Origin of the sequence: Citrobacter sp. Cpo074, assembly GCF_030332745.1 — a bacterium.
GTDB classification, from domain to species: Bacteria; Pseudomonadota; Gammaproteobacteria; order Enterobacterales; family Enterobacteriaceae; genus Citrobacter; species Citrobacter portucalensis.
The window spans coordinates 1-17,577 of the sequence record NZ_JAOWHG010000029.1 but is presented as its reverse complement, the minus strand read 5'-3'; the positions used below and the strand labels follow the sequence as shown (position 1 = coordinate 17,577).

General features: G+C 51.6%; 14 protein-coding genes. 4 read left to right on the top strand and 10 right to left on the bottom strand.

Annotated elements, in window-relative coordinates; all coding sequences use genetic code 11:
* The first annotated feature begins 1 nt into the window (after position 1).
* Together thiG and thiH are read left to right on the top strand one after the other, a co-directional pair.
* Positions 2–772 (top strand): thiazole synthase, encoded by a 771-nt coding sequence (thiG, locus tag OGX83_RS12760; protein ID WP_032945651.1) that lies wholly within the window; start codon positions 2–4, stop codon positions 770–772.
* Positions 769–1,902 (top strand): 2-iminoacetate synthase ThiH, encoded by a 1,134-nt coding sequence (gene thiH / locus OGX83_RS12755; protein ID WP_032945650.1) that lies wholly within the window; start codon positions 769–771, stop codon positions 1,900–1,902. The genes thiG and thiH overlap by 4 nt, the downstream gene beginning before the upstream one ends.
* Positions 1,903–2,021: 119 nt before the next feature.
* Here thiH and cspG read toward each other — a convergent pair whose 3' ends face one another.
* Positions 2,022–2,234 (bottom strand): cold shock protein CspG, encoded by a 213-nt coding sequence (gene cspG, locus OGX83_RS12750; protein WP_003033098.1) that lies wholly within the window; start codon positions 2,232–2,234, stop codon positions 2,022–2,024.
* 1,093 nt (positions 2,235–3,327) lie between these two features.
* On the opposite strand from cspG, the gene OGX83_RS12745 reads away from it, so the two are divergent.
* Positions 3,328–3,633: a PTS sugar transporter subunit IIB gene (locus OGX83_RS12745; protein WP_003033102.1), complete on the top strand. Its 306-nt coding sequence runs from the start codon at positions 3,328–3,330 to the stop codon at positions 3,631–3,633.
* 4 nt (positions 3,634–3,637) lie between these two features.
* Positions 3,638–3,955 carry a PTS lactose/cellobiose transporter subunit IIA gene (locus tag OGX83_RS12740; RefSeq protein WP_003033104.1) on the top strand — a complete coding sequence of 106 codons (318 nt, stop codon included), beginning with the start codon at positions 3,638–3,640 and terminating at the stop codon, positions 3,953–3,955.
* A 102-nt stretch (positions 3,956–4,057) separates the two neighbouring features.
* Here the strand turns inward: OGX83_RS12740 and rpoC are convergent, their stop codons facing one another.
* The 9 genes from rpoC to tuf form a co-directional block, all read right to left on the bottom strand.
* Complete coding sequence (rpoC, locus tag OGX83_RS12735; RefSeq protein ID WP_003826919.1) at positions 4,058–8,281, bottom strand: DNA-directed RNA polymerase subunit beta'; 4,224 nt, start codon at positions 8,279–8,281, stop codon at positions 4,058–4,060.
* Positions 8,282–8,357: 76 nt separating this feature from the next.
* On the bottom strand, positions 8,358–12,386 hold the full coding sequence (rpoB, locus tag OGX83_RS12730) for a DNA-directed RNA polymerase subunit beta (protein WP_003033111.1): 4,029 nt from the start codon (positions 12,384–12,386) through the stop codon (positions 8,358–8,360).
* A gap of 320 nt (positions 12,387–12,706) precedes the next feature.
* Positions 12,707–13,072 carry a 50S ribosomal protein L7/L12 gene (gene rplL, locus OGX83_RS12725; RefSeq protein WP_003033114.1) on the bottom strand — a complete coding sequence of 122 codons (366 nt, stop codon included), beginning with the start codon at positions 13,070–13,072 and terminating at the stop codon, positions 12,707–12,709.
* Positions 13,073–13,138: 66 nt separating this feature from the next.
* Positions 13,139–13,636 (bottom strand): 50S ribosomal protein L10, encoded by a 498-nt coding sequence (gene rplJ, locus OGX83_RS12720; RefSeq protein WP_001207203.1) that lies wholly within the window; start codon positions 13,634–13,636, stop codon positions 13,139–13,141.
* Between the two features lie 418 nt (positions 13,637–14,054).
* The gene (gene rplA / locus OGX83_RS12715; RefSeq protein ID WP_003033119.1) at positions 14,055–14,762 is read right to left on the bottom strand and encodes a 50S ribosomal protein L1; all 708 of its coding nucleotides are present in this window, start codon (positions 14,760–14,762) and stop codon (positions 14,055–14,057) included.
* A gap of 3 nt (positions 14,763–14,765) precedes the next feature.
* Positions 14,766–15,194, bottom strand: coding sequence for a 50S ribosomal protein L11 (rplK, locus tag OGX83_RS12710; RefSeq protein ID WP_003033122.1), 429 nt, complete (start codon positions 15,192–15,194; stop codon positions 14,766–14,768).
* Between the two features lie 154 nt (positions 15,195–15,348).
* Positions 15,349–15,894 (bottom strand): transcription termination/antitermination protein NusG, encoded by a 546-nt coding sequence (gene nusG, locus OGX83_RS12705; protein ID WP_003033125.1) that lies wholly within the window; start codon positions 15,892–15,894, stop codon positions 15,349–15,351.
* 1 nt (position 15,895) lies between these two features.
* Positions 15,896–16,279 carry a preprotein translocase subunit SecE gene (gene secE / locus OGX83_RS12700; protein ID WP_286588185.1) on the bottom strand — a complete coding sequence of 128 codons (384 nt, stop codon included), beginning with the start codon at positions 16,277–16,279 and terminating at the stop codon, positions 15,896–15,898.
* Positions 16,280–16,509: 230 nt separating this feature from the next.
* Positions 16,510–17,577 (bottom strand): elongation factor Tu (gene tuf, locus OGX83_RS12695; RefSeq protein ID WP_286588180.1); only part of this gene is annotated, 1,068 nt, incomplete at its 5' end.

Below are 17,577 nucleotides of genomic sequence, written 5' to 3'. Positions count from 1 at the left end.
TATGTTACGTATTGCCGACAAAACGTTTGATTCGCATCTGTTCACCGGCACCGGAAAATTTGCTTCATCGCAGCTGATGGTCGAGGCGATTCGCGCCTCCGGCAGCCAACTGGTAACGCTGGCCATGAAGCGCGTGGATTTACGTCAGCACAACGATGCCATTCTGGCGCCGCTGGTAGAAGCTGGTGTGACGCTGTTGCCCAACACTTCGGGGGCAAAAACCGCTGAAGAGGCGATTTTTGCTGCCCAGTTAGCGCGTGAAGCGCTGGGCACAAACTGGCTGAAATTAGAAATCCATCCGGACGCCCGCTGGCTGTTACCCGATCCAATCGAAACATTGAAAGCCGCAGAAGCACTGGTGAAAAAGGGCTTCGTGGTGCTGCCTTACTGTGGCGCAGATCCGGTGCTGTGCAAACGGCTGGAAGAAGTAGGATGTTCTGCAGTCATGCCGCTCGGCGCGCCCATCGGTTCTAATCAGGGACTGGAAACCAAAGCGATGCTGGAGATTATTATCCAACAGGCGACCGTGCCGGTGGTGGTTGATGCAGGCATCGGCGTCCCCAGCCACGCCACGCAGGCGCTGGAAATGGGCGCCGACGCGGTGTTGGTCAATACGGCAATCGCGGTAGCCGACAGCCCGGTGATGATGGCAACCGCCTTCCGTCTGGCCGTTGAAGCTGGCTTGCTGGCACGCCAGGCGGTACCAGGAAGCAAAAGTTCGCAGGCAAGTCCCACCAGCCCGTTAACCGGATTCCTGGAGGCCTTCGCATGAAAACGTTCAGCGACCGCTGGCGACAGCTGGACTGGGATGACATCCGCCTGCGTATCAACGGTAAAACCGCCGCTGACGTGGAGCGCGCCCTCAACGCTTCGCATCTTAGTCGCGACGATCTGATGGCATTGCTCTCTCCTGCCGCCGCCGATTATCTGGAGCCGCTGGCGCAGCGGGCGCAGAAGCTCACCCGTCAGCGTTTTGGTAACACGGTGAGCTTTTACGTGCCGTTGTATCTCTCCAACCTTTGCGCCAACGACTGCACCTACTGCGGTTTTTCGATGAGCAACCGTATCAAACGCAAAACGCTGGACGAAGATGAGATAATACGGGAGTGTGCGGCTATCCGTGAGCTGGGTTTTGAGCATCTGCTGCTGGTCACCGGTGAACATCAGGCAAAAGTGGGGATGAATTACTTTCGTCGCCATTTGCCTGCCATTCGCCGCCAGTTCGCCTCTTTACAGATGGAGGTACAGCCGTTGTCAGAGGCTGAATATGCAGAGCTGAAGACGCTGGGGCTGGATGGCGTGATGGTGTATCAGGAGAGCTACCATGAGGCAACTTACGCTCGTCACCATTTAAAAGGGAAAAAGCAGGATTTCTTCTGGCGCCTGGAAACGCCGGACAGGCTGGGCCGCGCAGGGATCGACAAAATCGGTCTTGGCGCGTTGATTGGTTTGTCCGACAGCTGGCGGGTTGATTGCTATATGGTGGCTGAACATCTGCTATGGATGCAGCAGCATTACTGGCAGAGCCGTTACTCTATCTCCTTCCCTCGCCTGCGCCCATGCACCGGAGGCGTTGAGCCTGCATCGATCATGGATGAGCGACAGTTGGTCCAGACCATTTGCGCGTTTCGTTTACTGGCGCCAGAAATTGAGCTGTCGCTCTCCACCCGCGAATCGCCATGGTTTCGTGACCATGTGATCCCGTTGGCGATCAACAACGTCAGCGCCTTCTCAAAAACCCAGCCCGGTGGTTATGCCGATAACCACCCCGAACTGGAACAGTTCTCCCCGCACGACGATCGTCGCCCAGAAGCCGTTGCTGAAGCACTCATGGCCCAGGGTTTACAGCCCGTGTGGAAAGACTGGGACAGCTATCTGGGGCGCGCTTCACAGGTACCGTAGGTCAGGAGCAATCGCATAAACAAAAAAACCCGCTTTCGCGGGTTTTTTCTTCACTGACACTTAACTGCTCGGGCTCTGGCCTTCATCGCTATCGTAAGCGCTCGTGAAATTATCGGCGATTACAGCGCGACAACGTTAACAGCAGACGGGCCTTTAGCGCCATTCTCCACGGAGAACTCCACCTTTTGACCTTCGTCTAACGTTTTAAAATCGTTACTCTGGATAGCGGAGAAATGTACAAACACATCCTTACTACCGTCCTGAGGAGTGATAAAGCCGAAGCCTTTATCAGAGTTAAACCATTTTACTAAACCAGTCATTTTGTTAGACATAGATACTTCCTTTCATGTTTTTGAGCCGCTTATGCAGCGAAGATGGCCTGTTTTGCAGAAATTAACTTATGGGGCACTTAGGGAGGAGGCTCATGAAGAAGAGTATCTGAGGATAACGCTTGAACTGAGAACTGCTTTACTAAAACTGCTTGCATAAGGTCTGTGTTCCAAACCGATGCCGCTATAGTAGACCTACTTCTAATCATTAAGCAAGCATTAATTTTTTTAATACTCACTGAGTGATGCAATGTTGAACCATCGCGGCTAAGCATCCTGGATAACAGCTTGATCTACAATGAACAAAAGCCCCGACTATTGCAGTCAGGGCTTTACGTTACTACACACTTCAAATTTAACATTAATAAACTTAACGATTTAATACTGCTGATGGTACTACTTTAAAATGTACACGTTTACTACAGATAATATTGGATATTGATACTAACTAAAGCTTTCCTCTATTTACCGTTAAACACATTCCACCCGCTTGATAATAGAACTCAAGGCTGGTGACCTAAACAAGTACACTTCCCCTCGCGACATATACTCTTTGATGCGTTGCCTTATTTCCCTTGTGATAACCAGAAAAGCAGAAATCACAAACATTTACTATAAAATCATGGCGTTACATCGTCGCGCTTTACTGACTTTTTGCGATTAGATATATCAACTACGTGGCCTGAAAGCATTGTCGAAGTGAAAAAATAGCGTTTTCAGCATCGACTATCCCATACAAAAAATACTTCGTGGCCTTTATCGCAAACCCCAATCAAGCTCTACTAACACTGACTACGTTAACAGCAAACTACAATTTCTCCGCTGTTAAGTATTAACATACGGGTTTAAAAAACGCTGTCAATACTGTTTTTTATAACATGTATTTATTGACAGTAATTATATATTCCAGCATGTGATAAGCGAGTCAAAAAGCCGCTGGCCCTGGTCCAGATCGCAGGGTTCCGCTTCTTTTTGTAACCGGTTTCAGAAAAAGCGGCTTTCTTTGTGATGCCTTGCACACAATCGTTGCAAAGCAGTTGTTGCTATGGCTGGCTCGCGATAATTATCAACTCACACATGTTGATCGAGACTGCTTATGAAAAACATCGTTTTATGCTGTGCCGCCGGAATGTCCACCAGCATGCTGGTGCAAAGGATGAAAGATGCCGCCCAGAAAAAAGGCGTCGACGTCACTATCAAAGCCGTCCCGGTGGCCGAGTTTGAAGAGAATATCGCTACAGCGGATATCGTTTTGCTCGGTCCACAGGTTAAGTATGAACAGGCCAAGCTACAGGCGATCGCCGACCCACTAGGCAAAAAGGTCGCCGTTATCGACATGATGGATTACGGCATGATGAAAGGCGATGCGGTACTGGATAAGGCGCTGAAACTACTGGAGTGATGGTATGGAAGAGTTAGAAACGATCATCATGGAGTTATTGGTAAACGCTGGCGCTGCACGCAGCCAGGCCCTGACGGCATTGCAACTGGCGCGTAAAGGTGATTTCTCCGGTGCAGAACAAGCGATGACGGAATCACGCGAGTACGTCAAACAAGCGCATAAAATCCAGACCCAGCTGATCGGTATTGACGAGGGCACCGGCAAACTACCGGTTAATCTCATCACCGTCCATTCGCAGGACCACCTGATGAATGCCATGGTGATTCAGGATCTGGCCGGCGATATGATTGAGCTTTATCGGCGGTTACCGCCGGTAAATTAATGACACTGCCGGATGGCTTTGTAGACCTGATAAGCGCCATCAGAAATAACATAGACATAAAAAAACCCGCCGAAGCGGGTTTTTTATTATGGTCGGCAACGATTAATCGTTGTCAGAACCGCCCAGGCCTGCGTTCAGCAGTTCTGCCAGGCTGGCAGACGCATCTTCAGCAGTTACCTGCGGTGCAGCTGGCAGTTCGCCCGCTGCGCGACGGCGCATACGATCCTGGTGGTACGCATAACCAGTACCTGCCGGGATCAGACGACCCACGATGACGTTCTCTTTCAAACCGCGCAGTTCATCACGTTTACCTGCAACAGCTGCTTCGGTCAGGACACGCGTGGTTTCCTGGAACGATGCTGCAGAGATGAAGGACTCGGTTGCCAGAGACGCTTTGGTGATACCCAGCAGATCGCGGGAGAACGTTGCACCCACTTTGCCGTTCGCTTCCAGCTCGCGGTTTGCGATCTTGACGCGGGAGTATTCAACCTGCTCGCCTTCCAGGAAGTCGGAGCTACCAGCGCTTTCGATGGTGGCTTTACGCAGCATCTGACGAACGATAACTTCGATGTGTTTATCGTTAATCTTAACACCCTGCAGACGGTATACGTCCTGAACTTCGTTAACGATGTAACGAGTTACAGCATGCACACCACGCAGACGCAGGATGTCGTGCGGCGCTTCCGGACCGTCGGAAACCACGTCACCACGTTCTACACGTTCACCTTCGAACACGTTGAGCTGACGCCATTTCGGAATCATCTCTTCGTACGGTTCGCTACCGTCTACCGGGGTGATAACCAGACGACGTTTACCTTTGGTTTCTTTACCGAAGGAAATGATGCCGCTGATTTCAGCCAGGATTGCCGGCTCTTTCGGACGACGTGCTTCGAACAGGTCCGCAACGCGCGGCAGACCACCGGTGATATCCTTGGTACCGCCGGATTCCTGCGGAACACGCGCCAGGGTGTCACCAGAGCTGATCTGTACGCCATCTTCCAGCTGAACAATCGCTTTACCCGGCAGGAAGTACTGAGCAGGCATATCGGTGCCTGGGATCAGAACGTCGTTGCCCTGAGCATCAACAATTTTCAGTGCCGGACGCAGGTCTTTACCACCCGCAGTACGCTCTGCAGAATCCAGAACCACCAGAGAAGACAGACCGGTCAGCTCGTCAGTCTGACGAGTAATGGTCTGGCCATCGATCATGTCAGTGAAGCGGACAAAACCACTCACTTCGGTGATAACTGGCATGGTGTGCGGATCCCAGTTTGCTACGGTTTCGCCGCCAGCAACCTGTTCGCCATCACCTTTCGCCATAACGGAGCCGTAAGGCACTTTATAGCTTTCTTTGGTACGGCCGAATTCGTCGATCAGTTTCAGTTCGGTGTTACGTGAGGTGATAACCAGTTTACCGCTGGAGTTCACAACCGACTTCGCGTTGCTCAGACGGATGCTACCTTTGTTTTTCACCTGGATGCTGGATTCAGCAGCCGCACGAGATGCCGCACCACCGATGTGGAACGTACGCATCGTCAGCTGTGTACCCGGTTCACCGATGGACTGTGCCGCGATAACGCCGATTGCTTCACCTTTGTTGATGATGTGGCCACGCGCCAGGTCACGACCATAGCAGTGCGCACATACACCAAAGTCGGTGTCACAAGATACAACGGAACGGACTTTAACGGAGTCAACGGAGTTCTCTTCCAGCAGATCACACCACTGTTCGTGCAGCAGCGTGTTGCGTGGAACCAGAATATCCGCCGTACCCGGCTTCAGAACGTCTTCAGCAGTTACACGACCCAGAACGCGATCGCGCAGCGGCTCTTTAACGTCACCACCCTCGATAACCGGGGTCATGGTGATGCCTTCCAGAGTGCCGCAATCGTCTTCAGTAACAACCAGGTCCTGCGCGACGTCAACCAGACGACGAGTCAGATAACCGGAGTTCGCTGTTTTCAGTGCGGTATCCGCCAGACCTTTACGAGCACCGTGAGTAGAGATGAAGTACTGGAGTACGTTCAGACCTTCACGGAAGTTCGCGGTGATTGGCGTTTCGATGATGGAGCCATCTGGCTTCGCCATCAGACCACGCATACCGGCCAGCTGACGAATCTGTGCTGCAGAACCACGCGCACCGGAGTCGGCCATCATGTAGATGCTGTTGAAGGAAACCTGCTGCTCTTCTACGCCGTCACGGTTAATAACGGTTTCGGTTTGCAGGTTATCCATCATCGCTTTGGATACACGATCGTTCGCCGCAGCCCAGATATCGATAACTTTGTTATAGCGTTCGCCTGCGGTTACCAGACCAGACTGGAACTGCTCCTGGATCTCAGCAACTTCAGCTTCCGCTTCAGAGATGATCTCGTGTTTCTTCTCTGGGATGACCATGTCATCAATACCAACAGATGCACCTGAACGCGCTGCATATGCAAAGCCGGTGTACATTGTCTGGTCAGCGAAGATAACGGTCGGCTTCAGGCCCAGAATGCGGTAACAGGTGTTCAGCATTTTGGAGATAGCTTTCTTGCCCAGCGCCTGGTTGACGATGGAGAAAGGCAGACCTTTCGGTACGATCATCCACAGAATGGCACGGCCAACGGTCGTGTCTTTCAGGCTGGTTTTCGCAACGAATTCGCCGTTTTCATCTTTTTCATATTCGGTGATACGCACTTTAACGCGCGCATGCAGAGAGGCAAGACCTGCGCGATAGATACGCTCAGCTTCTTTCGGGCCAGTCAGCACCATGCCTTCGCCTTTGGCGTTAACACAGTCACGGGTCATGTAGTACAGACCCAATACAACGTCCTGAGACGGAACGATGATAGGTTCGCCGTTCGCCGGAGACAGGATGTTGTTGGTAGACATCATCAGCGCACGCGCTTCGAGCTGGGCTTCCAGCGTCAGCGGTACGTGAACAGCCATCTGGTCACCATCGAAGTCGGCGTTATATGCCGCACAAACCAGCGGGTGCAGCTGGATAGCTTTACCTTCGATCAGTACCGGTTCAAATGCCTGGATACCCAGACGGTGCAGTGTTGGTGCACGGTTCAGCAGTACCGGGTGTTCGCGGATAACTTCGTCCAGGATATCCCAAACGACAGCTTCTTCACGCTCAACCATTTTCTTAGCGGCTTTGATGGTGGTGGCCAGGCCACGCAGTTCCAGCTTGCCGTAGATGAACGGTTTGAACAGTTCCAGTGCCATTTTCTTCGGCAGACCGCACTGATGCAGACGCAGGTATGGACCTACGGTGATTACAGAACGACCGGAGTAGTCAACACGCTTACCGAGCAGGTTCTGACGGAAACGACCCTGCTTACCTTTGATCATGTCGGCCAAAGATTTCAGAGGACGTTTGTTAGAACCGGTGATCGCACGACCGCGACGACCGTTATCCAGCAGGGCGTCAACCGCTTCCTGCAGCATACGTTTTTCGTTGCGTACGATGATGTCCGGTGCAGCCAGATCCAGCAGACGCTTCAGACGGTTGTTACGGTTGATAACGCGACGATACAGATCGTTCAGATCCGACGTTGCGAAACGACCACCATCCAGCGGAACCAGCGGACGCAGATCTGGCGGCAGAACCGGCAGAACGGTCAGGATCATCCACTCTGGCTTGTTGCCAGACTGTACGAAGGCTTCCAGCAGTTTGATACGCTTGGTCAGCTTCTTACGCTTGGTTTCAGAGTTGGTTTCGTTCAGCTCTTCGCGCAGAGTTTCACACTCTTGCTCCAGATCCATGCTTTTCAGCAGAGCCTGGATAGCTTCCGCACCCATCTTCGCGTCGAATTCGTCACCGAATTCTTCCAGCGCGTCCAGATACTGCTCTTCAGTCAGGATCTGTTGACGTTCCAGGTTAGTCATACCGCCTTCGATAACTACATAAGATTCGAAGTACAGCACGCGCTCGATATCGCGCAGCGGCATATCAAGCAGCAGACCGATACGGGACGGCAGCGATTTCAGGAACCAGATGTGAGCGGTCGGAGACGCCAGCTCGATGTGGCCCATACGCTCACGGCGTACTTTGGTCTGGGTCACTTCAACGCCGCACTTCTCACAGATCACACCACGGTGTTTCAGGCGCTTGTACTTACCGCACAGGCACTCATAGTCTTTTACCGGCCCAAAGATACGGGCGCAGAAAAGGCCGTCACGTTCAGGTTTGAACGTACGGTAGTTAATGGTTTCCGGCTTCTTAACTTCACCGAAAGACCATGAACGGATCATGTCTGGCGAGGCCAGAGCAATTTTGATCGCATCAAACTCTTCGGTTTTAGTCTGCGCTTTCAGAAACTTTAATAAATCTTTCACGGATTTGCTCCCGTCGGAGTTAGCACAATCTGGCGCTGGCTGTTACGCCAGCACCAGTGACCTGTTTGATCGAGAGTTACTCGTCTTCCAGCTCGATGTTGATACCCAGCGAACGAATCTCTTTCAACAGTACGTTGAAGGATTCCGGCATGCCTGGTTCCATCTGATGGTTGCCGTCCACGATGTTTTTATACATCTTAGTACGACCGTTCACGTCATCAGACTTAACGGTGAGCATTTCCTGCAGGGTGTATGCTGCGCCATATGCTTCCAGCGCCCACACTTCCATCTCCCCGAAGCGCTGACCACCGAACTGCGCCTTACCACCCAGCGGCTGCTGAGTAACCAGGCTGTAAGAACCGGTAGAACGCGCATGCATCTTGTCATCAACCAAGTGGTTCAGTTTCAGCATGTACATGTAGCCAACGGTAACCTGGCGCTCGAACTGCTCACCGGTACGACCGTCGAACAGTGTGATCTGACCGGAAGTCGGCAGGCCACCCAGCTGTAACAGTTCCTTGATTTCAGACTCTTTCGCACCGTCGAATACCGGCGTTGCGATCGGCATACCTTTTTTCAGGTTTTCAGCCAGACGCAGAACTTCTTCATCGCTGAAGGTATTCAGGTCAACTTTCTGACGAACATCTGAGCCCAGATCGTAAGCACGCTGGATGAATTCGCGCAGTTTCGCGACTTCCTGCTGCTGTTTCAGCATGGCGTTGATCTTATCGCCGATACCTTTTGCAGCCATACCCAGGTGGGTTTCAAGGATCTGACCGATGTTCATACGCGATGGTACGCCCAGCGGGTTCAGTACGATATCTACCGGCGTACCGTTAGCATCGTGTGGCATATCTTCGATCGGGTTGATCTTAGAGATTACACCCTTGTTACCGTGACGACCTGCCATCTTATCACCAGGCTGGATCCGACGTTTAACCGCCAGATACACCTTAACAATCTTCAGCACGCCCGGTGCCAGATCGTCGCCCTGAGTGATTTTACGGCGTTTCGCTTCGAGTTTTTTCTCGAATTCGTGTTTCAGTTCGTCGTACTGCTCAGCCAGTTGTTCCAGCTGATTCTGTTTCTCTTCGTCGGTCAGGCCGAGTTCTAACCAGCGGTCGCGCGGCAGTTTGTCGAGCTTCTCAGCTTCAACACCACCGGAAACCAGCACAGCGTAGATACGGCTGAACAGGCCAGCTTCGAGGATCTGCAGTTCTTCAGACAGGTCTTTTTTCGCCTGCTTCAGCTGCATCTCTTCGATTTCCAGCGCACGTTTGTCTTTTTCTACGCCATCGCGAGTAAAGACCTGAACGTCGATAATCGTACCGGAAACACCGTTTGGCACGCGCAGAGAAGAGTCTTTAACGTCAGACGCTTTCTCACCGAAGATCGCACGCAGCAGCTTCTCTTCTGGCGTCAGCTGGGTTTCACCTTTCGGCGTTACCTTACCAACCAGAATGTCGCCACCGGTCACTTCCGCACCGATATAAACGATACCGGATTCATCCAGTTTGGAGAGCGCAGCTTCACCCACGTTCGGGATGTCAGCGGTGATCTCTTCTGGCCCCAGCTTGGTGTCACGGGACACACATGCCAGTTCCTGAATATGGATGGTGGTGAAACGGTCTTCCTGGACAACACGCTCGGATACGAGGATGGAGTCTTCGAAGTTGTAACCATTCCATGGCATGAATGCCACGCGCATGTTCTGACCCAGCGCCAGTTCACCGAGGTCGGTGGACGGACCGTCTGCCAGCACATCACCACGTTCAACCGGCTCGCCCAGAGATACGCAAGGCATCTGGTTGATGCAGGTGTTCTGGTTAGAACGGGTGTATTTGGTCAGGTTATAAATGTCGATACCTGCTTCGCCCGGGTACATCTCGTCTTCGTTAACTTTGATAACGATACGAGAAGCATCCACGTACTGAACAGTACCGCCACGTTTAGCAACTGCAGTAACACCGGAGTCAACGGCAACAGCACGTTCCATACCAGTACCAACCAGCGGCTTATCAGCGCGCAGAGTCGGAACCGCCTGACGTTGCATGTTCGCACCCATCAATGCACGGTTGGCGTCATCGTGTTCCAGGAACGGGATCAGGGACGCACCGACGGATACCACCTGCTGGGTGGATACGTCCATGTAGTCAACCTGGTCGCGGCTGAACAAGCTGGATTCGCCTTTGCTACGGCAGGTAACCAGATCTTCTACAAAGTGGCCTTCGTCATCCAGGTTGGAGTTCGCCTGAGCGATAACGTAGTTGCCTTCTTCGATAGCAGACAGGTAATGAATTTCGTCAGTTACAACACCGTCGGTCACTTTACGATACGGAGTCTCGAGGAAGCCGTATTCGTTAGTCTGTGCATACACGGACAGGGAGTTGATCAGACCGATGTTCGGACCTTCAGGCGTTTCGATTGGACATACGCGACCGTAGTGAGTCGGGTGTACGTCTCGAACTTCGAAGCCTGCGCGTTCACGGGTCAGACCGCCTGGGCCGAGTGCGGAGATACGACGTTTGTGCGTAATCTCAGACAGCGGGTTGTTCTGGTCCATAAACTGAGACAGCTGGCTGGAACCAAAGAACTCTTTCACTGCTGCAGAAATCGGCTTGGCGTTGATCATATCCTGAGGCATCAGGGTATCCAGATCGCCCAGAGACAGACGCTCTTTCACCGCACGCTCAACACGTACCAGGCCAACGCGGAACTGGTTTTCCGCCATTTCGCCTACGGAACGGATACGACGGTTGCCGAGGTGGTCGATATCATCGACTTCGCCTTTACCGTTACGGATATCGATGAGCTTCTTCATCACTTCGATGATGTCGTCTTTGCTCAGGATACCGGAACCTTCGATTTCGTCGCGCAGCAGAGAACGGTTGAACTTCATACGACCAACCGCAGACAGGTCATAGCGGTCTTCGGAGAAGAACAGGTTCTCGAACAGGCTTTCAGCAGCTTCACGAGTCGGCGGCTCACCAGGACGCATCATGCGGTAGATTTCTACCAGTGCGCTCAAACGATCGTTGGTTGGGTCAACACGTACAGTTTCAGAAATGTACGGACCGTGATCCAGATCGTTAGTGAACAGCGTTTCGATACGCTTGTGACCAGACTGGCTCAGCTTAGCCAGCAGATCCAGGCTCAGCTCCATGTTAGCTGCGCAGATCAGCTCGCCAGTAGATTCGTCAACGTAGTCTTTAGCCGCAACTTTACCAGCAATGTATTCAACCGGAACTTCGATATGTTTGATATCGTCTTTTTCCAGTTGGCGAATGTGGCGCGCAGTGATGCGACGGCCTTTTTCGACGTAGACTTTGCCGTTAGCTTCAATGTCAAAGGAGGCGGTTTCACCACGCAGGCGTTCCGGCACCAGTTCCATCTGCAGCTTGTTGTCACGAATTTCGAAAACAACTTTTTCAAAGAACAGGTCAAGGATCTGCTCAGTGGTGTAGTTCAGTGCACGCAGAATAATGGTCGCAGGCAGTTTACGGCGACGGTCAATACGTACGAACAGGTTGTCCTTCGGATCGAATTCGAAGTCCAGCCAGGAACCACGGTAAGGGATGATGCGCGCGTTATACAGCACTTTACCCGAAGAGTGGGTTTTACCTTTGTCGGAGTCAAAGAAGACGCCAGGACTACGGTGCAGCTGAGAAACGATAACACGCTCAGTACCATTGATTACAAAGGTACCGTTGTCAGTCATGAGCGGAATTTCGCCCATGTAGACTTCTTGTTCTTTAATGTCTTTTACGGTGCCTTCCGGCGCTTCGCGCTCGTAGATCACCAGACGCAGTTTTACGCGCAGCGGTGCGGAATAGGTCACGCCACGGATCTGACATTCCTGAACGTCAAACACCGGTTCGCCAAGGCGGTAGCTGACGTATTGCAGCTCGGAATTACCGCTGTAGCTCTGAATCGGGAAAACGGAACGGAAAGCTGCTTCCAGACCATACTGCCCTTCAGGATCTTGCTCGATGAACTTCTGAAACGAGTCAAGCTGGATAGAAAGGAGATAAGGTATGTCCAACACTTGTGGACGTTTACCAAAATCCTTACGAATACGTTTTTTCTCGGTATAGGAGTAAACCATTAGGGTTCCTCAGCTCGCTGACAAGTCGACCCATCTGTCCGACGAAGGGACAGTTTGTGCAACACTATTTTGTTGACCGGAAAATCGAATACTTTCCGCAATGCCTGTTGCTATCACGCTTAAACCATTTCATTGCGATTTACACAGAACTGATGCTCTGTCGCAGTATATTAAGACGTCGATAGAAACAAGCATTGAAAGGCACAGCAGTAGTCAAACAGTGTGAAATGCTACTGGCGCCTTACAGCGCAAAAAGGCTGGTGACTAAAAAGTCACCAGCCATCAGCCTAATTTCTTAGGCTGCAACCAGAAAAGTTGGCTTATTTAACTTCAACTTCAGCGCCAGCTTCTTCCAGAGATTTTTTCAGTGCTTCTGCGTCGTCTTTGCTGATGCCTTCTTTCAGGGCAGCCGGAGCAGATTCTACCAGGTCTTTAGCTTCTTTCAGACCCAGGCCAGTTGCGCCACGTACTGCTTTGATTACAGCAACTTTGTTAGCGCCAGCAGCTTTCAGAATTACGTCGAATTCAGTTTTTTCTTCAGCAGCTTCAGCCGGGCCAGCAGCTACAGCTACAGCAGCAGCAGCGGAAACACCGAATTTTTCTTCCATTGCAGAGATCAGTTCTACAACGTCCATTACGGACATAGCGGATACTGCTTCAATGATTTGATCTTTAGTGATAGACATTTAAATTGTTCCTGAAAATCAGAATAAGTTTATACGTAAGCAGATGCTTGAGAAAGATAACTGCGATTAAGCAGCTTCTTTCGCATCGCGTACAGCAGCCAGAGTACGAACCAGTTTGCCAGCCGAAGCTTCTTTCATGGTTGCCATCAGGCGTGCAATTGCTTCTTCGTAGGTCGGCAGAGTTGCCAGGCGATCGATTTGCGATGCCGGGATCAATTCACCTTCAAAGGCTGCGGCTTTGACCTCAAATTTTGCATTCGCTTTCGCGAACTCTTTGAACAGACGAGCAGCAGCGCCCGGGTGTTCCATAGAGTATGCAATCAGGGTCGGACCAACAAACGTGTCTTTCAGGCACTCGAACTGAGTACCTTCAACGACGCGGCGCAGCAGGGTGTTACGAACAACACGCATGTATACGCCAGCTTCACGACCTGCTTTACGCAGTTCAGTCATTTTATCTACAGTTACGCCACGGGAATCCGCAACTACTGCAGACAGCGCGCCTTTGGCTACTTCGCTGACTTCAGCAACAATCGCTTGTTTGTCTTGAAGATTTAAAGCCATTAGCTTTGCTCCTGGATGTTTGCCGGAACTCATGTTCCGGAACTCACTTCACTCTCCCCAACGGAAAGAGCGTCTAAATACGGTGAGCAGAAACAAGCCAGAGTATCAGAAATAATCTTAGCGTTCTGTCACCGTCTACGCAGGGCATTAAGTTTCTTACGAAACACCTGCGGTCTTCGACGGAGGCCTGGATAGGCCAGGCTCCAACGAACAAATCTTGTCTATGACTTCGCCCTTTGAACTGTAACCGCGTTAGCTGCTCTCGTTCACACCGGTCATGTAGTTAACTACACTCCCGGCGATTCACTCAATTGCTGCCTTGCTACAATTCAAATGACTCGCATAGAGTTCTGTTTATTTAAACAGAAACGTGGGGGTAAGATTGTAGACAAAATCACCGCCCACGTAAAGGCGAATATTAGTTCGCCACAGTCGCAGTCAGACCGGACTGATCAACGGCAACACCAGCACCCATGGTGGTGGAGATGCTAACTTTCTTGATGTACACGCCTTTAGCCTGAGTCGGTTTCGCTTTTTTCAGCGCAACCAGCAGAGATTCCAGGTTTTCTTTCAGTTTGTCAGCGTCAAAATCCACTTTACCGATGGTGGTGTGGATGATGCCGTTTTTGTCGTTACGGTAACGAACCTGACCTGCTTTAGCGTTCTTAACCGCTTCAGCAACGTTAGGGGTTACAGTACCAACTTTCGGGTTTGGCATCAGGCCACGCGGGCCCAGAACCTGACCCAGCTGGCCAACAACGCGCATTGCATCCGGGGAAGCAATAACAACGTCAAAGTTCATTTCGCCTTTCTTGATCTGGTCAGCCAGATCTTCCATACCTACCAGCTCAGCGCCTGCAGCTTTAGCAGCTTCAGCGTTTGCGCCCTGGGCAAATACGGCTACGCGAACGGAACGGCCAGTACCGTGCGGCAGTACAGTTGCACCACGTACGTTCTGGTCAGATTTACGAGCGTCGATGCCGAGGTTAACGGCAACGTCTACGCTTTCTACGAATTTAGCAGTGGCCAGCTCTTTCAGCAGAGCGATAGCTTCGTTGATGTCATACTGTTTAGTTGCATCAACTTTGTCACGGATCACGCGCATACGCTTGGTCAGTTTAGCCATTTCTTAGTCCTCCACTACCAGGCCCATGGAACGTGCAGTACCTTCAATGGAGCGAGTCATCGCTTCAATGTCGGAACCAGTCATGTCGGCAGCTTTGGTCTGCGCGATTTCCTGCAGCTGAGCGCGGGAAATTTTACCCACTTTGTCTTTGTTCGGCTTGCCGGAACCAGACTTGATACCAGCCGCTTTCTTCAGCAGAACTGCTGCCGGAGGCGTTTTGGTAACGAAAGTGAAAGAACGGTCAGCGTAAACGGTGATAACAACCGGGATCGGCAGACCTTTTTCCATGGAATCAGTTTTTGCGTTGAACGCTTTGCAGAATTCCATGATGTTCACGCCTTGTTGACCCAGTGCTGGACCTACCGGCGGACTCGGGTTAGCCATACCAGCTGCAACTTGCAGCTTGACGTAGGCCTGGACTTTCTTAGCCATTCTAAATTCCTCTAGTTGGGTTATAGCGCCTCAAGGAGGCTCCCCGTGATTAAATTCGTTTTACGGACAGGGCCCATAAAAACAAAAGGCGCGAAATTGTATTCCAATCTCGCGCCTTGTGCAACGATTAAATCGCCGCTTTTTTGATCGCTGTTTAGGCTTTTTCTACCTGGGCAAAGTCCAGTTCTACCGGAGTCGCACGACCGAAGATAGAAACAGAGACTTTCAGGCGGGACTTCTCGTAGTCCACTTCTTCAACCACGCCGTTAAAGTCAGCAAACGGACCGTCACTAACGCGAACCATTTCACCTGGCTCAAACATCGTTTTCGGACGCGGTTTATCGCCAACCTGCTGCAGACGGTTCATGATCGCATCAACTTCTTTGTCGCTGATCGGCGCCGGACGGTCAGATGTACCGCCGATAAAGCCCATCACACGCGGCACGCTGCGTACCAGGTGCCAGCTTGCGTCATTCATCACCATCTGGACCAGTACATAGCCCGGGAAGAATTTACGTTCGCTCTTGCGACGCTGGCCACCACGGATTTCGACCACTTCTTCGGTCGGCACCATGACTTCGCCAAACAGTTCTTCCATATTTTGTAACTTGATATATTCGCGCAGCGACGTGGCTACGCGGCCTTCAAAACCGGAAAACGCCTGAACGACGTACCAGCGCTTTTTAGGGGCTTCAGACATCTTAGAACCTCAGGCCAGTGATAAAGGATACCAGGCGAACCAGAATACCATCCAGTCCCCACAGGATCAGTGACATTACTGCGGTAACCGCAGCCACAATTAATGTGGTGTGCAATGTTTCCTGGCGAGTTGGCCAAATGACCTTACGGACTTCGGTTCTCGCTTCACGGGCAAAAGCAACGGTCGCTTTACCTTTTGTTGTCAACAGCGCGACACCACCCGCTGCGGCAATCAGAATCACTACGGCCAGCGCACGCAGCGGCAGCATCATGTCACGATAGAGGTAGTTGCCAACGATAGCTACAAGCAGCAATACAGCGACAACAACCCACTTCATCGTTTCCAGGCCGCGCCCGCTTCCTTGAGCTTCGGTATTCGCACTCATAAACCAACCTGTCAGAAGTATTCTACAAACATTTTCACCCCGCGTAAGCGAGGCGATCCAAACCGAAATGCTCTGGTGCGTTTCGGACTAAACGCCCTCTTCAGAGCCTGTCTCAGCAATGATTATGACAAAAAAAATCACTGATGAGCCAGGTTCTGGTGTGAAAGCGTGCAAAAAGGGCATCAAATGATGCCCTTTTATTGCGCATTGCGTCAAATGTTATTCGGCAATTAGCTCATTACTTTGGCAACAACGCCCGCACCAACAGTACGGCCGCCTTCACGGATTGCGAAACGCAGACCGTCATCCATCGCGATTGGGTGGATCAGGGTAACAACCATTTTGATGTTGTCGCCCGGCATTACCATCTCTACGCCTTCCGGCAGTTCGATGGTACCAGTCACGTCAGTAGTACGGAAGTAGAACTGCGGACGGTAGCCTTTGAAGAACGGAGTATGACGGCCGCCTTCGTCTTTGGACAGAATGTACACTTCAGATTCGAACTTGGTGTGCGGCTTGATAGAGCCCGGCTTAGCCAGTACCTGACCACGTTCGATTTCTTCACGTTTGATACCACGCAGCAGAACACCAACGTTCTCACCAGCACGGCCTTCGTCCAGCAGTTTGCGGAACATTTCAACGCCAGTACAGGTAGACTTAGCAGTCTCTTTGATACCAACGATTTCAACTTCTTCACCAACTTTGATGATACCGCGCTCTACACGACCGGTAACAACGGTACCACGACCGGAGATGGAGAATACGTCTTCGATAGGCAGCAGGAACGGCTTGTCAATCGCACGCTCTGGTTCTGGGATGTAAGAATCCAGGAAGCCAGCCAGTTCGATGATTTTCGCTTCCCACTCTGCTTCGCCTTCCAGCGCTTTCAGAGCAGAACCACGAACGATCGGAGTGTCGTCGCCCGGGAAATCGTACTGAGACAGAAGTTCACGAACTTCCATTTCTACCAGTTCCAGCAGCTCTTCGTCATCAACCATGTCGCATTTGTTCAGGAACACGATGATGTACGGAACGCCTACCTGACGACCCAGCAGGATGTGCTCACGAGTCTGCGGCATCGGGCCGTCAGTCGCAGCAACAACCAGGATCGCGCCGTCCATCTGCGCAGCACCGGTGATCATGTTTTTAACATAGTCGGCGTGGCCCGGGCAGTCTACGTGTGCGTAGTGGCGAGTCGGGGTGTCATATTCAACGTGAGAAGTGTTGATGGTGATACCACGAGCTTTTTCTTCCGGCGCGTTATCGATCTGGTCGAATGCACGAGCAGCACCGCCGTA

Excerpts from the sequence above, each read along its gene's own strand:
- thiG (WP_032945651.1), top strand. The coding sequence starts at position 2 with ATGTTACGTATTGCCGACAAAACGTTTGATTCGCATCTGTTCACCGGC.
- thiH (WP_032945650.1), top strand. The coding sequence starts at position 769 with ATGAAAACGTTCAGCGACCGCTGGCGACAGCTGGACTGGGATGACATC.
- cspG (WP_003033098.1), bottom strand. The coding sequence starts at position 2,234 with ATGTCTAACAAAATGACTGGTTTAGTAAAATGGTTTAACTCTGATAAA.
- OGX83_RS12745 (WP_003033102.1), top strand. The coding sequence starts at position 3,328 with ATGAAAAACATCGTTTTATGCTGTGCCGCCGGAATGTCCACCAGCATG.
- OGX83_RS12740 (WP_003033104.1), top strand. The coding sequence starts at position 3,638 with ATGGAAGAGTTAGAAACGATCATCATGGAGTTATTGGTAAACGCTGGC.
- rpoB (WP_003033111.1), bottom strand. The coding sequence starts at position 12,386 with ATGGTTTACTCCTATACCGAGAAAAAACGTATTCGTAAGGATTTTGGT.
- rplL (WP_003033114.1), bottom strand. The coding sequence starts at position 13,072 with ATGTCTATCACTAAAGATCAAATCATTGAAGCAGTATCCGCTATGTCC.
- rplJ (WP_001207203.1), bottom strand. The coding sequence starts at position 13,636 with ATGGCTTTAAATCTTCAAGACAAACAAGCGATTGTTGCTGAAGTCAGC.
- rplA (WP_003033119.1), bottom strand. The coding sequence starts at position 14,762 with ATGGCTAAACTGACCAAGCGTATGCGCGTGATCCGTGACAAAGTTGAT.
- rplK (WP_003033122.1), bottom strand. The coding sequence starts at position 15,194 with ATGGCTAAGAAAGTCCAGGCCTACGTCAAGCTGCAAGTTGCAGCTGGT.
- nusG (WP_003033125.1), bottom strand. The coding sequence starts at position 15,894 with ATGTCTGAAGCCCCTAAAAAGCGCTGGTACGTCGTTCAGGCGTTTTCC.
- secE (WP_286588185.1), bottom strand. The coding sequence starts at position 16,279 with ATGAGTGCGAATACCGAAGCTCAAGGAAGCGGGCGCGGCCTGGAAACG.